19 protein-coding genes are annotated in these 21,199 nt (G+C 36.0%); all 19 read left to right on the forward strand.

Features of this window, described 5'->3' with window-relative positions:
* Window positions 1-493 precede the first annotated feature (493 nt).
* Window positions 494-3,226: an SLBB domain-containing protein gene (locus tag ACWXWT_RS03800; RefSeq protein WP_456040278.1), complete on the forward strand. Its 2,733-nt coding sequence runs from the start codon at window positions 494-496 to the stop codon at window positions 3,224-3,226.
* A gap of 275 nt (window positions 3,227-3,501) precedes the next feature.
* Window positions 3,502-4,479 carry a Wzz/FepE/Etk N-terminal domain-containing protein gene (locus ACWXWT_RS03805; RefSeq protein WP_456040279.1) on the forward strand — a complete coding sequence of 326 codons (978 nt, stop codon included), beginning with the start codon at window positions 3,502-3,504 and terminating at the stop codon, window positions 4,477-4,479.
* 263 nt (window positions 4,480-4,742) lie between these two features.
* Window positions 4,743-5,840: a dTDP-glucose 4,6-dehydratase gene (gene rfbB / locus ACWXWT_RS03810; RefSeq protein WP_456040280.1), complete on the forward strand. Its 1,098-nt coding sequence runs from the start codon at window positions 4,743-4,745 to the stop codon at window positions 5,838-5,840.
* A complete protein-coding gene (gene rfbA, locus ACWXWT_RS03815; RefSeq protein ID WP_456040281.1) occupies window positions 5,840-6,727 on the forward strand; it encodes a glucose-1-phosphate thymidylyltransferase RfbA in 888 nt (295 codons plus the stop codon). Before rfbB ends, rfbA begins: the two co-directional genes overlap by 1 nt.
* Window positions 6,727-7,608: a dTDP-4-dehydrorhamnose reductase gene (gene rfbD / locus ACWXWT_RS03820; RefSeq protein ID WP_456040282.1), complete on the forward strand. Its 882-nt coding sequence runs from the start codon at window positions 6,727-6,729 to the stop codon at window positions 7,606-7,608. Before rfbA ends, rfbD begins: the two co-directional genes overlap by 1 nt.
* Window positions 7,609-7,612: 4 nt before the next feature.
* The gene (gene rfbC / locus ACWXWT_RS03825; protein WP_456040283.1) at window positions 7,613-8,161 is read left to right on the forward strand and encodes a dTDP-4-dehydrorhamnose 3,5-epimerase; all 549 of its coding nucleotides are present in this window, start codon (window positions 7,613-7,615) and stop codon (window positions 8,159-8,161) included.
* Window positions 8,158-8,562, forward strand: coding sequence for a sugar 3,4-ketoisomerase (locus ACWXWT_RS03830; protein ID WP_456040284.1), 405 nt, complete (start codon window positions 8,158-8,160; stop codon window positions 8,560-8,562). Before rfbC ends, ACWXWT_RS03830 begins: the two co-directional genes overlap by 4 nt.
* Window positions 8,552-9,001 (forward strand): acyltransferase, encoded by a 450-nt coding sequence (locus ACWXWT_RS03835; protein WP_456040285.1) that lies wholly within the window; start codon window positions 8,552-8,554, stop codon window positions 8,999-9,001. Before ACWXWT_RS03830 ends, ACWXWT_RS03835 begins: the two co-directional genes overlap by 11 nt.
* Window positions 8,998-10,101, forward strand: a complete 1,104-nt coding sequence (locus tag ACWXWT_RS03840; RefSeq protein ID WP_456040286.1) for a DegT/DnrJ/EryC1/StrS family aminotransferase — start codon at window positions 8,998-9,000, stop codon at window positions 10,099-10,101. Before ACWXWT_RS03835 ends, ACWXWT_RS03840 begins: the two co-directional genes overlap by 4 nt.
* Window positions 10,102-10,124: 23 nt before the next feature.
* A complete protein-coding gene (locus ACWXWT_RS03845; protein ID WP_456040287.1) occupies window positions 10,125-11,348 on the forward strand; it encodes an O-antigen translocase in 1,224 nt (407 codons plus the stop codon).
* 46 nt (window positions 11,349-11,394) lie between these two features.
* Window positions 11,395-12,270, forward strand: coding sequence for a glycosyltransferase (locus ACWXWT_RS03850; RefSeq protein WP_456040288.1), 876 nt, complete (start codon window positions 11,395-11,397; stop codon window positions 12,268-12,270).
* A complete protein-coding gene (locus tag ACWXWT_RS03855; protein WP_456040289.1) occupies window positions 12,258-13,535 on the forward strand; it encodes an O-antigen polymerase in 1,278 nt (425 codons plus the stop codon). The genes ACWXWT_RS03850 and ACWXWT_RS03855 overlap by 13 nt, the downstream gene beginning before the upstream one ends.
* Window positions 13,532-14,380: a glycosyltransferase gene (locus tag ACWXWT_RS03860; RefSeq protein WP_456040290.1), complete on the forward strand. Its 849-nt coding sequence runs from the start codon at window positions 13,532-13,534 to the stop codon at window positions 14,378-14,380. Before ACWXWT_RS03855 ends, ACWXWT_RS03860 begins: the two co-directional genes overlap by 4 nt.
* 21 nt (window positions 14,381-14,401) lie before the next feature.
* Window positions 14,402-15,688, forward strand: a complete 1,287-nt coding sequence (locus tag ACWXWT_RS03865) for a hypothetical protein (protein ID WP_456040291.1) — start codon at window positions 14,402-14,404, stop codon at window positions 15,686-15,688.
* Window positions 15,679-16,530, forward strand: coding sequence for a glycosyltransferase (locus tag ACWXWT_RS03870; RefSeq protein ID WP_456040292.1), 852 nt, complete (start codon window positions 15,679-15,681; stop codon window positions 16,528-16,530). The genes ACWXWT_RS03865 and ACWXWT_RS03870 overlap by 10 nt, the downstream gene beginning before the upstream one ends.
* Before the next feature lie 755 nt (window positions 16,531-17,285).
* Entirely contained in the window at window positions 17,286-18,200 is a 915-nt protein-coding gene (locus tag ACWXWT_RS03875; protein WP_456040293.1) for an NAD-dependent epimerase/dehydratase family protein, read from the forward strand.
* On the forward strand, window positions 18,197-18,751 hold the full coding sequence (locus ACWXWT_RS03880; RefSeq protein ID WP_456040294.1) for a sugar transferase: 555 nt from the start codon (window positions 18,197-18,199) through the stop codon (window positions 18,749-18,751). The genes ACWXWT_RS03875 and ACWXWT_RS03880 overlap by 4 nt, the downstream gene beginning before the upstream one ends.
* Before the next feature lie 24 nt (window positions 18,752-18,775).
* The gene (locus ACWXWT_RS03885; protein WP_456040295.1) at window positions 18,776-19,942 is read left to right on the forward strand and encodes a nucleotide sugar dehydrogenase; all 1,167 of its coding nucleotides are present in this window, start codon (window positions 18,776-18,778) and stop codon (window positions 19,940-19,942) included.
* Between the two features lie 27 nt (window positions 19,943-19,969).
* Window positions 19,970-20,974, forward strand: coding sequence for an NAD-dependent epimerase (locus tag ACWXWT_RS03890; protein ID WP_456040296.1), 1,005 nt, complete (start codon window positions 19,970-19,972; stop codon window positions 20,972-20,974).
* Window positions 20,975-21,199: the final 225 nt, after the last annotated feature.

Here is a 21,199-nt window from a genome sequence, read left to right on the forward strand (position 1 = left end):
TATTTATACTATGTGGCAACATTTTAGAAACGTTTAGGTGTTTTTACTCGAGCATCCAAGTTGATTTTTGAGTATAATTCCGCGCTTGATTTACGACTGTTATGCATTTTCAGTCAAAAAAATACATATTTCGCTTCGCGAAGGGCATGTTGGAAGCCGTAATCTATGGGCGGTAGCGTGCCTGTTAATAATTGCCGGGAACAATTATTAACAGCTTTAGCTGGCCCGAAGAAAGAAGTACAGGATGTACTGAATCAGGGCTACCCCACGCGGAACGGTAGCGTGTTACATGAGTCTTAACAGCAAGAAGTCCCTAAAAATGCAGCCAAGTATCCACGTAGCGGCCTTGAATCTTCGTAGTTGAAGTTAACTCTTGTAATCGCTCGTTATCTACATTGTTTGTAATCGATTTTTATTAGGCTACACCGTTTACTATCGTTTTCGACCGTTTGTCATTTTTACTCACTCATAAAAATAATATTGGAGATATCTGGTGCTACATAAAACCAAAAACATGTTACTAGCTGGCTTGTCGGCCTTTATTATTTTCAGCACACCTGTTCAAGCTGTTACGCCTTCACCACAAATGATAGAGCAATTTAAACAGCTGCCTAAATCAGAACAACAAAGAATGGCTAGGCAGTATGGTATTGATCCTTCAATACTGACTGGTAGTGCTAGTAGCGCAGTTAATGTGACTAATCCTAATGTCGTGGAGCCTCGTCAAAGTTCAGCAAATGAACAACCAACAATAGCTAAAAATAGCGAGTTTGATTTTAAAGAAGACAGTGATAAAGATAGGCTAAAACGTTTTGGTTATGACATGTTTGCTGGTGAACCCACAACATTTGCGCCAGTAAGTGATGTGCCCGTTCCAAGTAATTACATGGTTGGCCCTGGAGATGTCATTAAGCTTCAGTTATACGGCAAAGAAAGTAACGAATACAGTTTAACTATTAATCGTGATGGTACGGTTCAAATTCCTGATTTAGGACCCGTTTCAGTCGCTGGACTGAGTTTTTCAGATTTACGTCAAGAATTGTCAAAGCGCATTAAGCAACAAATGATAGGCATCGAATCTAATATCACCATGGGTGAATTACGTTCAATTCGCATTTTCATTGCTGGCGACGCCTATAAACCAGGCTCATATACCGTTTCTAGTTTATCAACCATTACTCAAGCATTATTTGTGGCCGGCGGCGTTAATGAAATAGGCAGTTTACGCAATGTACAAGTGAAGCGTAACGGAAAGCTTGTAGGTTCACTTGATTTATATGATTTGCTACTGCGTGGTGACGCTTCTGGCGACATTAATCTTCGTTCTGGAGACGTGGTATTTATTCCATCAATAGATGGGCTTGTTAGTGTGGCTGGGGAAGTTCAACGTCCTGCTATTTATGAGTTAAAAAAGAATGAAACGATTGCAGACGTGATCAATATGGCTGCTGGCATTAAGCAAGGTGCTTATCCTAAAAATAGCAGCATAGAGCGCTACAATGCTAATGGCTTAAAAAGTATTATCAATGTCGATTTAACCACGGAAAAAGGCAACAAAACATTAGCTAAGGCTGGTGATTTTATTCGTGTTAAAAATGCTTCAAGTCAGTATGAAGATGCCATCACTATAGTGGGAGCTGTAGTTCGTCCTGGTAAATATCAATGGAAGCAACAGCGTATTAGTGATTTACTGCCTTCAATTTGGGGGGATTTACTGCTTTCGGCTGATCTTGATTATGGTTTGGTTGTGCGCGAAATTAACAAGCACGGTGATATAGAAACATTACAGTTTGCCCCAGGCGAAGCCATTACATCGCCAAATTCTATTGAAAATATTATCTTGCAGCCTCGCGATAAGGTTATGATTTTTAACTTTAATGACGACAGTCAAAATCGTTTTGAGTTAAATTCGTTAGTTAAAAAACGTGTTAATAAAATTGCATCCCTTAAAGGTGACTCATTACTGGGGGCCGACTTATTTAAAGTAGGGTTCGAAACTTTAGATCACACAGTGGCAAGTAAATATTCAACCCAGATAGCGGGTGTAGCGCTTAATGCCAAAAAATCAGAAGAACAAACCTTAGTCGGCAATGAAGTGGCTAAAATGCTGTCTAATTTGTTTGAAGACCGAGACTTAATTAAACTCAGCAATGTTATGTCACGTAAAGAATTATTGTATCCTATTGTGACCAAACTAACCGAGCAAAGTAGTGCACAACAAGGCATTCAAATCGTTGCCATTACAGGTAAAATTCGTCACCCAGGTGTTTATCCTTTAACAAATGCAGCCCAAATAACCGACTTATTGAAAGCGGCTGGTGGATTGTTAGAAGGTGCCTATACTGAGCGAGCCGAGCTCACTCGAACTCATACCACTGCCGCAGTATCAGATATTATTCATCAACAAATTAATCTTAATTCAGCGATTAATGGTAATCAGCAAGACAATATCGAACTGAAAGGTCGCGATATGGTAACTGTTCTTACCACTCCAGACTGGCAAGAAAGAAAAGTGATTGAAATCAGAGGTGAAGTTAAATTCCCTGGTACATATAACATCAGACGAGGTGAAAAACTATCGGATGCTATTGCTAGAGCCGGTGGGTTTACTGAGTTCGCTTATCCTTCTGCGGCTGTATTTGTGCGTGAATCAGTGCGAATACAAGAAGAGCTAGAAATTAAAAAGTTAGCCGACCAACTTCGACGCGACCTTGCAACTCGTGGGGTATCAAAAGACGGTTCTGTCGTTAATTATTCAGAAGCACAGCTAATGCTTACTGACTTAGGAAATATTAAAGCGGTAGGGCGGTTAGTTGTCGACCTTAATGCCATCAAAATGGGGATTCCTGAAGCTGACCTCCAGCTAGAAGACAGCGATGTACTTTATGTGCCTACGATTAAGCAAACTGTTGCGGTTATGGGGGAAGTTCAACATCCTTCAACACATAGATTTAAAGCAGGCTTAACCTTAGACGATTACCTACTTATGTCTGGTGGCCCAAGAGAGCGAGGGGATGATGATAGAATTTATGTTATCAAGGCGGATGGTTCGGTAATGATGCCAACGAAAAACATTTGGTTTAATACTGATACGCAAATTGCTGCAGGTGACACGGTGATTGTTCCTCTTGACACAGAATACAAAGATAAGCTAACTCTCTGGTCGCAAGTTACCCAGATTATTTATAATACTGCTGTAGCATTTGCTGCTGTTTCAGGAATCTAATTCTAAACACTTAATGAGCGATAGGGCATTACGTTTATTCTTTACTAACTAAATAGTGTTGTCGCTATTTTTAAGTGGATTGCGCCTAGTGTGATAATTCGTTTCTAGAAATAGTTTTGTCGTTAAGATTATGCTTCAAGATACTTATTGCATTTACCGACACTAATTATAAATTGGCAGATTTCAGCCGACATCTTTTGACCTTATAGTAGCGTAGCAATCTAGTCGCATAGCGTCCTAGAATCTAGACACTGCTACCCAGACAAAAAAGACTTATGACTAAACAAAACCTTCAACCTACTTATGACGCAAACTTTGTTTCTACTCAATCTATGGGTAATGCACCAGATGACGAGATCGATCTTCGTGAGTTATTTTCGGTAATCTGGCAAGGAAAATGGTTAATTATCGCAATCACAACCGTGTTTGCTATTGGTTCTGTTATTTTTGCAGTAAGCCAGCCAAATATTTATAAATCAGAAGCATTATTGGTACAGACTGACCCAGAAATCGGTGTCAGTGGCTTAGCCGCCCTTGCAGGTCAGGTTGGTGGCCTGGCAAGCATGGCGGGTATTAATTTAAGTGGTGGAGGGGGAGATAAAACCCAAATGGCAATAGAAGTGATTAAATCGCGTAAATTTGCCAGCTCGTTTATACAAAATCATAATATTTTGCCAGACTTAATGGCCGCAAAAAAATGGAACATGGCTGATAACACGATTATATACGATGATGAGTTATATAACCAAGTTGACCAAAAATGGGTTCGAATAGTCAATGTCCCGTTTAAGCCAAAACCCTCAATGCAAGAAGCTTATAAAGAATTCAGTAAAATTATTGCGGTTAACGTGGCAAAAGATACTGGTATGGTCACAGTGTCGGTAGAACACTTGTCCCCCACAGTTGCCCAACAATGGGTTAATTGGTTGGTAGCTGATATTAATAAAGAAATGAAGCAACGTGATGTAGCAGAAGCTAACCGCAGCACAACATTTTTAAAATCTCAAATCGAACAAACAAATATCGCAGATATTCGCTCAATTTTATATAAATTAATAGAAGAGCAAGCGAAAACAATTATGTTTGCTGAAGTACGTGATGAGTATGTATTTAAAACGATCGATCCAGCATTAATACCAGAAGAGAAATCAAAACCTAAGCGAGCTTTAATCTGTGTTTTAGGCACAATGCTTGGTGGTATGTTGGGTGTCATGTTGGTATTAATTAGATATTTTGTTAGAAAAGAGAATTAAGACTCTTTGCTTTTATAGTTTCTAGCAGCGAAGCGCTCTAGCAATCTAGGCTCAACTCTTTATTTGCCTATTTGGACCATTTTCGAAAAAACGGTAAAACCTAGGCTCTACAAGGGATAACGAAAATTCGATTGTCTCAAAATGGATAAAAAGTGTCTCAGCGAAGTTTAAAAGGCTGAGATATGATAGTGAAATTTTTCAAAATTTATCACTCCTAAATAGCCATGTAGTATGGCTAAACTCATTAAATTTGGTAGTAAAAAATGAAGATTCTAGTCACAGGTGGAGCCGGATTCATCGGCTCTGCTGTCATTCGCCATATTATCAACAATACCGATGATAGCGTAATTAACGTCGATAAGTTAACTTATGCTGGCAATCTTGAGTCGCTTGTCAGCGTAGAGAAAGATGAAAGATACGCTTTTGAGCAAGTTGATATCTGTAACCGAGCTGAACTAGATAGAGTCTTCGATGAGCATAAGCCAGATGCTGTAATGCATCTGGCAGCAGAGTCTCATGTCGACCGTTCAATAACAGGTCCTGCTGACTTTATTCATACCAACATCGTTGGCACTTACACCCTTCTTGAAGCGACTCGTGCATATTGGAACGAGCTATCAGCAGATAAAAAGACAGCTTTTCGTTTTCATCATATTTCTACCGATGAGGTTTATGGCGACTTGCCTCATCCTGATGAAGTACAAAATTCAGACGAGTTACCCCTATTCACTGAAACCACTCCTTATGCTCCTAGTAGTCCGTATTCGGCATCTAAAGCATCTAGTGATCACCTTGTTCGCGCTTGGTTACGCACGTATGGTTTGCCAACAATTGTGACCAATTGCTCAAATAATTATGGTCCTTACCACTTCCCTGAAAAACTTATCCCTCTAGTGATTTTGAATGCATTAGAAGGCAAGTCTTTGCCAGTTTATGGCAAAGGTGACCAGATCCGTGATTGGCTTTATGTAGAAGATCATGCTCGTGCTCTATATAAGGTGGTCACTGAAGGTGTGATTGGTGAAACCTATAACATTGGTGGTCACAATGAAAAACAAAATTTGGAAGTAGTACAAACTATCTGCGCCATTTTAGATGAGCTAATGCCTAAGGGTGCTCCTTACTCAGAACAAATTACTTATGTGACAGATCGTCCAGGTCATGACCGTCGCTATGCTATTGATTCCAGCAAAATGAGTAAAGAGCTGAACTGGTTGCCTGAAGAGACCTTTGAAACAGGACTTCGCAAAACGGTACAGTGGTATCTTGATAATCAGGTGTGGAGTCAGCGTGTACAAGACGGTTCATATCAAAGAGAACGTTTAGGTGTAATTAGTAATTCACAGGCAGGTGATAAGTAATGAAAGGGATTGTATTAGCAGGTGGCAGTGGTACTCGTTTATATCCACTAACTCGTGGTGTTTCAAAACAACTTTTGCCTATCTACGATAAACCTATGGTGTTTTATCCTTTAGCAACGTTAATGCTAGCAGGTATTAGAGATATTTTAATTATTACGACCCCTGAAGATAATGCGGGCTTTAAGCGCTTATTAGGAGATGGTTCAGATTTTGGAATTAACCTTGAGTACGCAATCCAACCTAGTCCAGATGGCTTAGCACAAGCATTTCTCATCGGAGAGGAATTTATTGGTGATGATAGCGTTTGCTTAGTTTTGGGTGATAATATTTTTTATGGACAATCTTTCTCAAAAACGCTAATAAATGCTGCATCACGTGAGTCAGGAGCTACTGTCTTCGGTTATCAAGTTAAAGACCCTGAGCGTTTTGGCGTAGTTCAGTTTGACGAAGATATGAAAGCGATATCGATTGAAGAGAAGCCGGAAAAGCCAAAGTCAAACTATGCGGTTACTGGGCTTTATTTTTATGACAATCGTGTTGTTGAAATGGCAAAAAAAGTTAAACCTTCACATCGTGGTGAGCTAGAAATAACCACTCTCAATGAAATGTACTTAAATGACGGCTCACTAAATGTAGAGCTACTAGGCCGTGGTTTTGCTTGGCTAGATACAGGCACGCATGAAAGCCTTCATGAAGCTTCTTCTTTCGTGCAAACTATTGAGAATGTCCAAGGATTAAAAGTCGCTTGTCTCGAAGAAATTTCATGGCGCAATGGTTGGTTGACCAATGAGCAAGTATTGATGCTCGCTAAGCCAATGATGAAAAACGAATACGGACAGTATTTGACACGTCTAGTGACAGACTCTCAGAAAAAGGCTGGAAGCTAATGCGTATCTTAATTACCGGTTGTCATGGCCAGGTAGGGGCTAGCCTAACTGAGCAGTTAGCGAATCATGAGAATGCTGAGGTACTAGCGCTAGATAGAGAACATCTTGATATTACCAATCGAGATGCAGTCAATTCAGCGGTTACTGATTTTAAGCCTAACATCATTATTAATGCAGCAGCGCATACTGCGGTTGATAAGGCTGAAGAGGAAATCGAACTTTCTTATGCTATAAATCGTGATGGTCCAAAGTACTTAGCCCAGGCTGCACAAATTGTTGGTGCGGCCATTTTGCATATCTCGACCGATTATGTCTTTGATGGAAATAAAGCGGGCGAGTATTTGGAAACGGATGCTACAAACCCTCATGGTGTTTATGGAAAAAGTAAGCTTGCAGGCGAAATTGCTGTGGTTCAAGAATGTGATAAATACATTATTCTACGTACAGCTTGGGTCTTTAGTGAACATGGTAACAACTTTGCAAAAACCATGCTGCGCTTAGGGGCGGCTCGAGATACATTGAGTGTTGTTGGTGACCAGTATGGTGGACCAACCTACGCAGGTGATATTGCTAATGCCTTAATACAAATAGCTAAGCGCATTGATGAAGGTGAGCCAATTGAGTATGGAATATATCATTTTTCTGGTTTACCACATGTAAGCTGGTACGAGTTTGCAGAAACTATTTTTGATAACGCCATCGGCCAAGGCCTAATTCAAATCAAGCCAAGCTTAACTAGCATCACAACTAAGCAATACCCAACACCGGCAAAGCGACCTAGTAACTCTCGTCTATGTACTGAAAAAATTAACAAAGTATTTTCTATTGAAGCAAGTGATTGGAAAATAGCATTAAATAATATTCAAGCATATGCAGGATAATAGAATGAAAGTAATAGATACCCGTATTCCTGATGTAAAAATTATAGAGCCAAGCGTGTTTGCTGACGAACGCGGTTTCTTTATGGAAACCTGGAATCAAAAAAAATTCGAAGAATTAGTCACAGGTAAGCATACGCAATTTGTACAAGATAACCATTCAAAATCCAAGAAAGGGATCTTGCGTGGGCTACATTACCAGACTGAAAATACCCAAGGAAAACTAGTCCGTGTAGTTTCCGGGGAGGTATTTGATGTGGCTGTTGATATAAGAAAGGGTTCGCCAACATTTGGCCAATGGGTTGGTGAATATCTTTCTGCCGAGAATAAACGTCAACTCTGGGTCCCTGAAGGCTTTGCTCATGGTTTTTACGTGACTAGCGATGAAGCAGAGTTTGTTTATAAATGTAGTAACTATTACCATCCTGATTCTGAAGTTAGTATTTTGTGGAATGATCCTGATATCGGAATTAAATGGCCTTTGAATGGCCCAGTTATACTTTCAGGAAAAGATAAAAATGGATCAAGCATTAGTCAAATAGGCATATTGAAATGAACATTAAATTTATACAGTTTCAAAGTCACGGTGATGAACGAGGTTCCTTAGTTTCATTAGAAGATCATAAGAATATTCCTTTTACAATCAAGCGAGCTTATTACATTTTCGATACGAAAAAAGATGTGAGACGTGGCTTTCACGCGCATAAGCAGCTAAAGCAATTAGCTATAGTACTGAAAGGCTCTTGTCGTTTTATGTTAGATGATGGGAAAGAGAAAATAGAGTTGCTGCTAGATAATCCATCACAAGGATTATTTATTGATTCATTTATTTGGAGAGAAATGTTTGACTTTTCTGAAGACTGTGTTTTATTGGTTTTAGCAGATTCATTTTATGATGAAACTGATTATATTAGAGACTATCAGTCTTTTTTGGAGATTGCTAATCATGATTCATAAATTATCAGATGTTCAATCAATAGATATTGGCAATGATACAAATATATGGCAGTTCTGTGTTGTTCTACCCCAAGCTAAAATTGGTAAAGAATGTAATATATGCTCTCATTGTTTGATAGAAAACGATGTAGAGATTGGAGATAGAGTTACTATTAAAAGTGGGGTGCAAATTTGGGATGGTATAAAAGTTGAGGACAATGTATTTATTGGCCCAAATGTAACTTTTACTAATGATAAGTCACCACGCTCAAAAGAATATCCAGACAACTTTTTTAAAACAATTATTAAAAAAAATGCATCTATAGGTGCTAACGCGACTATTTTACCCGGAATTACTGTTGGGGAGTTTGCAATGATAGGTGCGGGCTCTGTAGTTACTAAAAATGTTAAACCATACTCCACCGTTATCGGTAATCCTGCTAGAGAAATAATTAAATGATCCCATTCTTAGATTTAATGACAATAAACCAACAATATGAAAAAGAATTAAAGAAAGCTTGTTCACGTGTAATTGATTCAGGTTGGTATATTATGGGAAAAGAATTAGCATCTTTTGAAAAGGAGTTTGCTGAGTATTGTGATAGCAAAAGTGTAATCGGTGTTGCGAATGGCTTAGATGCCTTGACGCTTGTCTTGAAAGCTTGGAAAGAGCTAGGAAAGTTAAAAGATGGTGATGAAGTAATAGTCCCTGCAAACACTTATATAGCATCAGTTATTGCAATATCTAATAATAATTTAACTCCTGTTTTGGTAGAACCAGATCCCATTACCTTCAATCTTACTATAGATAACATTAAAAAAAGTATAAGCAGAAAAACTAAAGTAATTTTACCAGTGCATTTATACGGTAGAATCTCGCCGATGAAAGAAATTATGGCGTTTGCAAAAGAACATAATTTACTAGTTCTAGAGGACTGTGCTCAGGCTCACGGTTCTTCAATTGAAAATGTACGAGCTGGAACATGGGGTGATGCAGGAGCGTTTAGTTTCTACCCTGGAAAAAACTTAGGGGCTTTAGGGGATGCAGGAGCTGTTACTACTAATGATAAAGAGCTTGCAGAAACAATATGTGCATTAAGAAATTATGGTTCACATAAAAAATATGAAAATCTTTATCAAGGAACAAATAGTCGTTTAGATGAAATTCAAGCTGCTATGTTAAGAGTAAAACTAGCTTTTTTAGATTCTGATATTGAGAAAAGAAGGTTAATTGCTCAACGTTATATAAATGGCATAGATAATCCTCTTATTGTTACACCAGAAGTTGAATGTGAAAATGAGCATGTTTGGCATTTGTTTGTTATAAGAACAAAATACAGAGATGAGCTACAACAATTTTTGGGTACGCAAGGTATAGAAACGTTAATACATTATCCTATACCTGTACACAAACAAAAAGCATATCCAGATTTTCACAATATTTCATTGCCTATAACTGAGCTTATTCATAATGAAGTATTATCTTTACCCATGGATCCAACTATGAAAGCTGAAGATGTTGATTTCGTAATAAGAACTATCAATAACTTTTGTAAATGAAAAGATTAATCAAAGTTACATCCATGACCGGTTTGTTGACGTTGCTGAAAATGCTTATGGGGTTTGTTATTGCGAAGTTAATAGCTGTGTATTCCGGACCTTCCGGTATGGCTATTTTGGGGCAAGTCCAAAGTCTGATTAGTGTTTTAAATAGTTTAGTCACAGCCCCAGTGAGTAACGGAATTGTAAGATTTACCTCAGAGAAGCATAAGGAAGGTTTTATAAATTGCTCGCCATGGTGGCGAGCTTCAGTTCAATGGGTTGTTATACTCTCATTGATAATAATCCCTGTAGGACTATTTTTTTCTGAATATGTCGCTTTGTGGTTATTTCACGAAACTGAGTTTCGTTGGGTTATAGAGGTTTCAGTTGTGCTCTTACCTATTACTGCTTTGGGGACTTTTTGCAATTCTGTTATTAACGGGCAGCAACAATATAGGCGCTATGTATGTTTAGGTATGATAGCGGTTACGATATCTAGCATTATAATGTCACTAATGATTTGGTGGGCTGGTATAGAAGGAGCTCTGTTAGCAGCAGCATCACAATCAGCAATCATTGGTGCTTTTATGTTCTTAGTAAATATTAGGCAGCCATGGTTAAAGTTGAAGTATTGCTGGGGGCGGAGTACTTCCAAGGCAAAGTCGGATATTGGTGGCTATATTTTGATGGCTATTACATCCGGTTTATCACTACCTATTGCGTTAATCTTTGTCCGGAATATACTGATCGGCGAAGTAGGTTGGGATGAAACTGGACATTGGCAGGCTGTATGGAAAATTTCAGAGGTATATTTAGGCGTCATAACAGTTGCATTGGGAACGTATTACTTGCCAAGGCTCTCATCCATTAGTAAAGCCGATGAAATTATCACAGAAATACATCAAACCGCAAAATTAATAATACCTTTAGTGATATTCCTATCTTTGGTCGTTTACCTATTTCGTGACTTAGCTATTTGGTTGTTATTTACTAAAGAGTTTTATTCTGCACGAGAACTATTTAGTGTCCAGTTAATGGGAGACGTTATGAAAATTGCAAGTTGGATTTATGCTTTTCCTATGATTTCACGTGGCGAAACAAAATTATTTATCACATCAGAAATATTGTTTGCTTTTAGTTTTGTCTTTCTAACGTTTATTTTTGTGTCTGAGTATAAAACTCAAGGTGCAAATCTCGCATATTTTATTAACTACTCTATCTATTTTGTTTTTTTATTTTTTAATATAAAAAAAATAGTTCGGTGATCCTATTTTCCTCAATGGCCTAAAAGCTATTTATGATAAGGCAAAAATGAAAACTTGTATTGTTACGTTAATTTATAATAATTATAACTCTCTAATAAAGACTGTTAATTCCGTTTTGGAGCAAGAATTCGATTATCAATACATTATTTATGATGATGGTTCTAGTGTTTTAGATGACAGCGTTGTTTCAGATTTATTTGATTTAATAGCAAACAGAAAAAATGTTACTTATATAAGATCAGATGAAAATCAGGGTACAGTAAAAGCTTTTAATTTTTGCTTATTGAAAACCTCATGTGAAATTATTATTCCCTTATCTTCAGGAGATGTGTTTTATGATAATTCATCTATTAAAGAAATAGCCCTTGCTTTTGATAAAGGAAATGTTAACTTAGTAACTTATGACTGTTTAGTATATGATGATGATCCTTCTAAAGAGATAGGTAATCGATTACCAAAAAAGAAAGATAGAGAATTACTTCAATTAAGCTCGGAATGTATTTTAGGTCACATCTTGCAATACGGAAACTTTATTTCCGGAGCTAGGACTTCTTATCGAAGAAGCTTTATTGAAAACATGGGTTATTTCGACGATGATTTTAGATTATTAGAAGATTTACCTTTTTATTTAAGATCTTTGTCCAAAGGAACCAAAATTTATCATCTAAGGAAGGTTATTATATATTATAAAACTGGTGGTGTATCTACAACTGGTATAAACCCTATGCTGAAAAATGATTATTATAAGATATTGAGTAAATTAGAAAGTGGTATCTATGGTGCGGCAGGTAATCTAGAATGCTCTTATAGAGCATGGTTAATGTTTCATTTTGGCTCTAAAGTTCAATGTTTCATAGTTTATCCACAAAAAACCATTAAACTAATTTATAAAAAGATCATCGGAAAAATATGTCTAAGTTAGATTTTTGGTTGCTTTTTTTTGATTATCCATACCTATATTATCGTGTACTTTTCAGTGTGATGTTTCTATCATTCATTTTGTTAAAATTATGTCGATTTGAGTTTTTTCACCCTGTTGTTTTTTTTGTTTTTTTTAATTACCAATTTGCACTAATTGGTGTTATCTACCTAGATATACTTGGTTATATAGAAAGTAAATACTCCTACTACTTCTATATGGTTCAGGCACTTTTCTGGATAGGTTTCATTTTTTCAACATTTATTCTTAGTATATTGTCAATAAATGGAAATAATAGATGTAATTTTAATGGTTTTAATTGTTCCAAAGGATTTCGCTTTTCATATAAATTATCATGTTACATTTATATTTTTTCCATTTTAATCACATATACAGCTTTTGGGATTCCATTATTTGAAAATAGTAAATGGTCTGTTTTTTCATCAATCCCATTGGCTGGAATAATAGGTCGATTAGGTAGTTCTACATATATTTTTATAATTGTATTTATTACTATTAAAGTAATTAGTAAAATTAAACTTAGTTTTTTTGATAACTTTATTATTTTTATTTTACTTGTCACAGGTTTGCTGTCTGGTTCAAAAATGTTTTTCCTTTCATATTTTTTTATTTATTATCTTGTGCACTTTCTATTTGGTATTAGATTAAGCCGAGATAAGGTTAAGAAAGTATTCTTTTTGTCGACAACTTTTTTTGTAGTTGTTTTAGGTGGGGTTTTTTTTAATCAGTTATATACGAATGGTATTACTGTAAATCCACTACAGTTAGTTGTACAACGTTTAGCGATGTCAGGCGATATGCAAATTTTATCTTTGCCAAATGGTTATGTTGACCACTTATATAACGGAGAAGATATTCTAAGTATTTTGTTTTTTGAACTTAAAGGGCTTTTTTCCATTTTTGGAGTGCAGCTTACTGGCCCTTCTTTAGGCGTAAAGGTTATGCATATTCATTATCCTTATTTGGAGGATAATATTGGACCGTCATCTACATTCGACATTTTTAATTATGTTTATTTCAATAATTTTTCATACGTAATTTCTATTTTTATAGGTATTTTTGTTGGTTTCTTTGCGAAGTATAGACCTAGGTTGAAAAATGAAGCCCATTTAATTTTTTATACTATTTTGGCTATAGGCGCTTATACCTTAATATACAATCCTCAGATTTGGATTTCTACAATGTTTTTCAATTTGTTTTTTTATTTTATGTTTTATTTTTTTGTAAAGGTTAGGTACTTAAAGTGACTGTTAAGAAAAAAATATGTGTGATAATTTCACTGTATAACCCATGCATTGATAACTTGGCAGCACTACTTCCTAATTTATTGGAGCAAACCGACCTTGTTATCCTTGTGGATAATTCATCTGATGATAATAAAATTGTTGGTTTTGAGTATGATAAAGTAAAAAAGCTCTCGCAGGATAACTCAGGTATTACTGGAGCAATGAACTCAGGTATAAAGTATGCTGGCAATTCATTTGATTACTTTCTACTCCTAGATCAAGATAGCTATTTTTCATCAGTTCAATTATCTAAATTTATTGAAGATGCGATTAATAGTAATTATCCAATAATAGCCCCAACTATTGTCAACTCTGCTGGAAAAAACATTCACGATAGCTTTTTCAAAGCGGAAAATAATGGTGATAAATTTTCATTAGTTGAAAGAACACAATTGTCAGGAATGTTAATTAAATACGAGGTTTTAGGTCGAGTTGGATTATTTAATGAAGATTATTTCTTGAACTTGGGGGATACAGAGTGGTGTTTGCGGGCCAAGCAACAAGGATATGATTTTCGTTTAAATAATGACGTTCAGCTTGTTCATGATTACGGGGATGGTTTTTCTTCATTATTTGGCTATAAATTTTTTTATGGTGCTCCGTTCAGGTTACACTATAGATCAAGGGACTCGTTGCGTTTGATATTTTCATGTGTTAGCACAAAAAAACTAAAGTTTAAGCTATTGATGAAGTTGTGTTTTACGCTATTTGAAATTTTAACTTTGGATCAGAAATTAAAAAGGTATAAATTTTTCTTCTCTGGAATTCGTGCCTTTTTCAAACTAGAATCAGGCATAATGAAATAACAACCTCGAAGTGTAACAATTATGAATACAAAAATGGAAATTAATAAAGCATTAGTTACTTTTGCTAGACACATGATATGCCCTAAATATTTTAGTGATAGTAAGACAAGTTTCAATGAAAAGTTATCTGTAGGCGCCGCAGGGCTCGAATGTTTTAATTCATATGCTTTTCGTATGAGTTCAAAACACTATACTCAAGATAGTATACCTGATGAATATATTTTATTAGAAAAGATAAAGACAGCCTTGGGAAAGTGCGGATGTAAGAAGCCATTGCTATTATTAAGCGATGGCAAAGACTCAATGTCTCTTGCGTTAGCATACAAGAAAGCCGGAGTTTCTGTTGATACACTAACTTTTTTAAGAAAAGATGATCACAAATTGAAAGAGTATATAAAAAAAATTGCTACTCAGTTAGGTCATACTTCTTATTTTGTCGATGTGGATACAATAATCGATAAGTTTGATTCAAAAGTTTTTTTAAATTCCTGTAACAAAATGCCAAATCTAGTAATGGATCAAGGTTATCTTTTCTTTTTATTTGGTTTACGTGCTTTCTTCGATGAGACTGGTTTTTCACCTAAGGATTATGCGGTAGTTGATGGATTAGGCAATGATGAAACATTTGGTTATCTTCCGTCGATTGACCAAGTTAAGTCCTTCAAGCTGTCACTCATAAACCTTTGGAAATTTAGGCCTAACTCTTTGCCTGGTTTAAGGTGGTATATACGTTCACCTGCAGAGTCGCATGGTGACTTATCCGCTTTATCATGTTTTTTTCCATTGAAAGGGAGCTTTTCTTTAAATTCATTTTTTTCAAAGATAAATAAATCTATGAATGAAATAGAGTTTATTGATTTTAGAGCTTTTTCTCGGGGATCATTTCATGATCACCAATGTATGATGGGAAAAACTAGAGCTGCAGCCAAGGAACTTGGTTGCGAAGTATATTTTCCATGGGTTGATGAGGACCTAGCAAACTATGTATTTAATTTGCCTTTGGAGTATAAATTTGATTTTAAGCTGTATGAAAATAAGATTTTGCTGAGACGTCTCTTGATTAAAGAGCTTAATTGGTCACAGTCTAAAAGAGGTGTTGATCTTTATTTTGATATAAATTTGGACAAGTTTCTAAGCGAGGTTGTTTTACAAGTGGTACCTATTGATGTAATCGAAAAAATCTCTAAAAATAGGTTGCTACCTTTATATGTAAAGAAGCGAGCCTCGTTAGAATTGATGAATTTTTATGGGTTCTGTTTAGGTCAAGGCTATAACCATCAGGAAATTAAGCGTTTATTATGCAAGTAGTTCCTAGCTTAGTTAACAGTCACAAGGTATCTTTTCTTTTATCTTTGTACGATGCAGAAAAACCTAAGTTTTTTTATGAGTGCTTAAAAAGTATATCTGAACAAACTTATTATAATTTTGAAGTGGTAGTTGTTTATGATGGCCCTATAAATAACGAACTAGTAAAAGTTGTAAATAAATTTGTACATAAAATGGATATAAAAGTTGTTCAATTAGATTGTAATTCAGGATTGGCTAAATCACTTAATTACGGGCTTTCTTTCTGCGAAGCAGAGTTTATAGCAAGATTAGATACTGATGATGCTGCTTTACCTGAGAGGTTAGAAAAACAAGTTTTTTATTTATTAAGTCATCCCGAGATATCAGTATTAGGGAGTGGGGCGACAGTAATCGATCTTGAAGGGAATGTCACAGGTGAAAAGGTAAATCCAGAATATAATAGCGATATAATTGCCTCTTTATGGTGCAATCCAATTATACATCCGAGCGTTATGTTTAGAAAATCTGAAATCATTAATTATGGCGGATATGACGAAAGCCTGAGGCGTAGGCAGGATTATGAACTTTGGTTTAGATTAGCAAGTAACAACTTGAGATTTCATAATTTGAGTGAAAGCCTTATTTATTATCGATTTGACTATCACACTATAAAAAAACAAAATTTTAAGTTGAATTATGAGCAAGGTAAAATAGGTTTTAAAGGTAGCTTGCGATTAGGCTTGCCCCTTCATAAAGCGCTCTTGTGTTTTTATCCTTGTTTCAGAATCATTTTTCCAGTTTGTTTTCAAAGGTTTTTTAACGCGATATTTAGAAAGTTTGACCCTAGGCGTAACACTGCTTAATTACGTATCTACATCCATTTTTTTATCATTTAACAAATTGGTTTATACAAGCCGAGTAATCTTTCGCATTAAATTGCATTTTTAAGAGTCTTGATAGTTTAACTTAGCTGATGTAAGTCTAAATTTTAAAGCGGTTTATTGCAAAAGCTGGTATTTTAAAATTTTTGAAAATAATTGTGGTATACGTTTCTTTTTGCTGGTTTTTTAATAAGTTTTATGTGACTAGATTAAAAGTGTTACCCCTAACTTGCACTTTACTTATTTTATAATGCTCTGCTTTATTTTTTATAGTAAAACATTTTTGTGGAATTTTATTTATAGTTAATTTGGCGACATTTTTTATAAATTTTTTGGTTTAGAATTAAATCATTAAAGTAGTTTGTCGCTCTACTCCGAATTGGATGTTTAATCTAAAAATTGCAGATTTTAGATTAAATAGGGCTACTTTAGTAGGGTTAGATCGCGAATGCTTTTCGTTTGATTAGTGGAAGTTTATTAAACGAATATCAACCGCATGGACGCGTTTGTTAAGCTAACATGGATGGTTTTATGGATTTTTGTTTAATAAACTTTCACGATTTATCTAAAATTCAATCACTCATGCTTTAGCCCAGCTACTTTTAGGTTTAGTGAATTAAAATTTGTTTCAATTCTTTTTTATAATTAGACGCTAATCCTATGAATTCGAATTTGGTAGCCTGCTCTTAGTTTTAGTTGGTTATCTTTTGTCTATAATTTTTTTAAGGGTCAAAGTAATGAAAGTTTTATTAACTGGGGCTTCAGGTTTTGTTGGTAGAGTTTTGGTTTCGAATAAACCTTCGTTATTCCGTTGTGTGATCCGTAATAATGATGTCGATTCATTTTTAGATAGCTATAAGATTAATAGTTTGTCTAAGGATACTGATTGGGATGGGGCTTTTGTTGATTGCGACTCTGTGATACACTTGGCCGGATTAGCTCATACAAATAGAGCTTCCTATGACGATTTTAACGTTGTTAATGTAGAGGGCACGCTTCATTTAGCATCAGAGGCTGTAAAGGCTGGTGTTAGACGTTTTATATTCGTTAGTTCGATCGGTGTTTATGGAACTTCTACTAGTCGAGTATCTTTTTCAATACATTCCCCCCAAAAACCTAACAATCATTATTCTCTATCTAAATATCAGGCCGAAGTTGGTTTAATCGATCTTGCTAAGAAGACGGATCTTGAAGTAGTAATTGTCCGTCCAACTTTAGTTTATGGTGCACTAGCTCCAGGTAATTTTGGCTTGTTAACAAAGTTAGTTAAAAATATGCCTTTTTTACCTTTTGGAGCTTGCAATAACAAGAGAGACTTTATTTCTGTTCAGAATTTAGCTGATTTGCTAATAACATGTGTGAACGCGCCCAATGCAGCAGGGCATACTTTTCTTGCTTCAGATGGCGAAACAGTTTCTATCAAGGAATTCACTAATGCAATTGCTAAAGGTCTAAATAAAAAGTTAATTCAGCTACCTGTTCCTGTTAGTCTTATGTACTTAGTAGCTCGACTCGTTGGAAAAAATGCAATGGCTGAACAGCTATTAGGAAACTTACAAGTTGACTCATCTAATGCCCAAGAAGTGTTAGGATGGGTTCCTCCTTATACAATGGAGCAAGCAATGGCTTCACTTTCTGAGAATAAAAAATGATCCGTTTTATCGATTTCTTAGCAGCCTCCTTTGGCTTATTACTTTTATGGCCTATTTTACTTGTTGTCACCATTATAGGCATGTTTGATACTGGTTCGCCTATTTTTGTGCAAATTCGTGTTGGAAAAAGCAAGAAGGCTTTTAAGCTTATTAAATTCCGCACTATGTCTGTTGAAACGAAATCTGTCGCTAGTCATCTCGCAAGTAATGCTTCAATCACTAAACTTGGGTCCTTTCTGCGCAAAACAAAAATTGATGAGTTACCACAATTAATTAATGTAGTCAAAGGTGAGATGAGCTTAGTGGGGCCACGCCCTAACTTGTTTAACCAAGAAGAGTTAATTAAAGAGCGTGATGCGTTAGGCATTTATAACGTTTTACCAGGAATAACAGGTTTAGCTCAGGTTCAAAATATTGATATGTCTACACCGGCTTTATTAGCCAAAACTGATAAGCAGATGATTGATAGCTTAACAGTTAAAGATTACTTCAAGTACATCATGATGACAGTCACCGGCAGTGGTTCTGGTGACGCAGTAAAGCCTAAATAATTCTTAGTAGGAAGATAATTAATAATGAAAATTGCTGTTGCTGGCACCGGATACGTGGGTTTATCAAACGCGATGCTTTTGGCTCAAAACCATGAAGTTGTCGCGGTAGATATTGTTTCAGAAAAAGTAGCGATGCTTAATGAAAGAAAATCACCAATTGTCGATGTTGAAATTGAGGAATTTTTAGCTAATAAATCACTTAATTTTAAAGCTACGCTTGATAAAGAATTTGCGTATAAAAGCGCCCTATATGTCATTATCGCGACTCCTACTGATTACGATGTTGAAACTAATTATTTCAACACATCATCTGTAGAAGCGGTAATAAAAGATGTGATGACTATAAATCCTTCTGCTGTAATGATTATCAAGTCAACTGTGCCTGTTGGTTATACAGCTCGAATTAAAGAAGAGTTATGTTGTGATAATTTAATTTTTTCGCCTGAGTTTTTACGTGAAGGTAAGGCGCTTTATGATAACCTTTACCCTTCACGTATTATTGTCGGTGAACGCTCTGAACGTGCGCAAGTGTTTGCTAACTTACTAGTAGAAGGAGCAGTAAAAGATAATATTGAAGTACTTTTTACTGATTCAACAGAAGCTGAAGCCGTTAAATTATTCTCTAATACTTATCTTGCACTTCGTGTAGCATACTTTAATGAGTTAGATACTTACGCTGAATCACATGGTTTAGATGCGCGTCAAATTATTGAAGGTGTTGGTTTAGATCCGCGAATAGGCTCTCATTACAACAACCCCTCTTTTGGTTACGGTGGATACTGTTTACCTAAAGATACTAAACAGCTTCGTGCAAACTATGCTGATGTCCCTAACAGTATTATTGGAGCAATTGTTGATGCCAATACCACTCGTAAAGACTTTATTGCAAGTAGTATCTTGAAGCGTAATCCCAATCGTGTTGGCATTTATCGCTTAATTATGAAGTCGGGTTCTGACAACTTTAGAGCATCAAGTATCCAAGGAATTATGAAACGTTTGAAAGCTAAAGGTATTGAAGTTGTCGTTTATGAACCAGTGCTTGAGCAAGATGAATTCTTTCATTCAAAAGTTATTAAGAATTTAGAAGAGTTTAAAGCGTCTTGTGACGTCATTGTTTCAAACCGGATGGTTGATGAAATACGCGATGTTAGTGATAAAGTTTATACTCGTGATCTTTTTGGTTCAGATTAGTACTTTAATATAAGTTTCGAGACGTTTATGAAATATTTAGTTACTGGCGCAGCTGGCTTCATAGGTAGTGCTGTAGTCGAAAAGTTAGTCGCAGCGGGACATGAGATTATTGGTGTTGATAATATCAATGATTATTATGACGTTAATTTAAAATATGCACGTTTAAAACGAATCGCGCACAACAACTTTCGTTTAGTTGAATTAGATATTGCTGATAGAGAGTCTGTTAAGCAATTATTTGAAAGTGAAATGTTTGACCGCGTTATACATCTGGCCGCGCAAGCTGGTGTTCGATATTCAATTGAAAATCCACATGCTTATGCAGACTCCAATCTTGTTGGGCATTTGAATATTTTAGAAGGTTGCCGCCACACCAAAGTGAAACATTTAGTTTATGCATCCTCAAGCTCTGTATATGGCTTAAATGGTAAAACCCCATTTTCAACTTCAGATAGCGTTGACCATCCTGTTTCACTTTACGCTGCGACCAAAAAGTCTAATGAGTTGATGGCGCATAGCTATTCGCATTTGTATGATATTCCTACTACTGGGCTTCGCTTCTTTACGGTTTACGGCAGTTGGGGGCGTCCTGATATGGCACCGTTCATCTTTACCAAGAAGATCTTAGATGGTGAAACAATAGACATCAATAACAATGGTGATATGTGGCGTGATTTTACTCACGTCGATGACATTGTTGAAGGTGTGGTTCGAATTGCTGATGTCATACCAAGACGTGATAAATCTTGGACTGTCGAAAAAGGTTCACCAGCGACCAGCTCTGCGCCTTATTCTGTTTATAACATAGGGCATGGTTCACCGATTAATCTGATGGGCTTTGTCAAAGCTATTGAAGATGAGTTAGGCATTGAAGCTAAGAAAAACTTCCGAGAGATGCAGCCAGGGGATGTTTACCAGACCTATGCTGATGTCGAAGATTTATTTGAAGCAACGGGTTACAAACCAAGAGTCGGCGTAAAAGAAGGTGTTGCTGAGTTTGTGAAATGGTATCGTGAGTTCTACAACAAGTAGACCATTGACTGCTATCTATTGGTCAATGCTCGATTTGGTTTGGCGTCCACTATGATAATTTTGTCTCAATGTATCCTACTTGCTAGGTAATTTGTCTCATCAATTTTTCTTGCTTTGTCATGATCAAGCCTATATCAGCCAATGTCTTATTGAATATTGTGCTGATATGTCTTTTCACTATCATATAACTTTTATCAATAATGTACACTCGTGTTAAACTCGATG

Source organism: Shewanella sp. A22, from assembly GCF_053850585.1.

Bases quoted from the DNA above. Each gene is read 5' to 3' on its own strand.
- ACWXWT_RS03830 (WP_456040284.1), top strand. From the start codon at position 8,158: ATGAACATTAAATTTATACAGTTTCAAAGTCACGGTGATGAACGAGGT.
- ACWXWT_RS03805 (WP_456040279.1), top strand. From the start codon at position 3,502: ATGACTAAACAAAACCTTCAACCTACTTATGACGCAAACTTTGTTTCT.
- ACWXWT_RS03835 (WP_456040285.1), top strand. From the start codon at position 8,552: ATGATTCATAAATTATCAGATGTTCAATCAATAGATATTGGCAATGAT.
- ACWXWT_RS03840 (WP_456040286.1), top strand. From the start codon at position 8,998: ATGATCCCATTCTTAGATTTAATGACAATAAACCAACAATATGAAAAA.
- ACWXWT_RS03880 (WP_456040294.1), top strand. From the start codon at position 18,197: ATGATCCGTTTTATCGATTTCTTAGCAGCCTCCTTTGGCTTATTACTT.
- ACWXWT_RS03875 (WP_456040293.1), top strand. From the start codon at position 17,286: ATGAAAGTTTTATTAACTGGGGCTTCAGGTTTTGTTGGTAGAGTTTTG.
- ACWXWT_RS03865 (WP_456040291.1), top strand. From the start codon at position 14,402: ATGAATACAAAAATGGAAATTAATAAAGCATTAGTTACTTTTGCTAGA.
- rfbC (WP_456040283.1), top strand. From the start codon at position 7,613: ATGAAAGTAATAGATACCCGTATTCCTGATGTAAAAATTATAGAGCCA.
- rfbA (WP_456040281.1), top strand. From the start codon at position 5,840: ATGAAAGGGATTGTATTAGCAGGTGGCAGTGGTACTCGTTTATATCCA.
- rfbB (WP_456040280.1), top strand. From the start codon at position 4,743: ATGAAGATTCTAGTCACAGGTGGAGCCGGATTCATCGGCTCTGCTGTC.
- ACWXWT_RS03885 (WP_456040295.1), top strand. From the start codon at position 18,776: ATGAAAATTGCTGTTGCTGGCACCGGATACGTGGGTTTATCAAACGCG.
- rfbD (WP_456040282.1), top strand. From the start codon at position 6,727: ATGCGTATCTTAATTACCGGTTGTCATGGCCAGGTAGGGGCTAGCCTA.
- ACWXWT_RS03870 (WP_456040292.1), top strand. From the start codon at position 15,679: ATGCAAGTAGTTCCTAGCTTAGTTAACAGTCACAAGGTATCTTTTCTT.
- ACWXWT_RS03890 (WP_456040296.1), top strand. From the start codon at position 19,970: ATGAAATATTTAGTTACTGGCGCAGCTGGCTTCATAGGTAGTGCTGTA.
- ACWXWT_RS03855 (WP_456040289.1), top strand. From the start codon at position 12,258: ATGTCTAAGTTAGATTTTTGGTTGCTTTTTTTTGATTATCCATACCTA.
- ACWXWT_RS03845 (WP_456040287.1), top strand. From the start codon at position 10,125: ATGACCGGTTTGTTGACGTTGCTGAAAATGCTTATGGGGTTTGTTATT.
- ACWXWT_RS03850 (WP_456040288.1), top strand. From the start codon at position 11,395: ATGAAAACTTGTATTGTTACGTTAATTTATAATAATTATAACTCTCTA.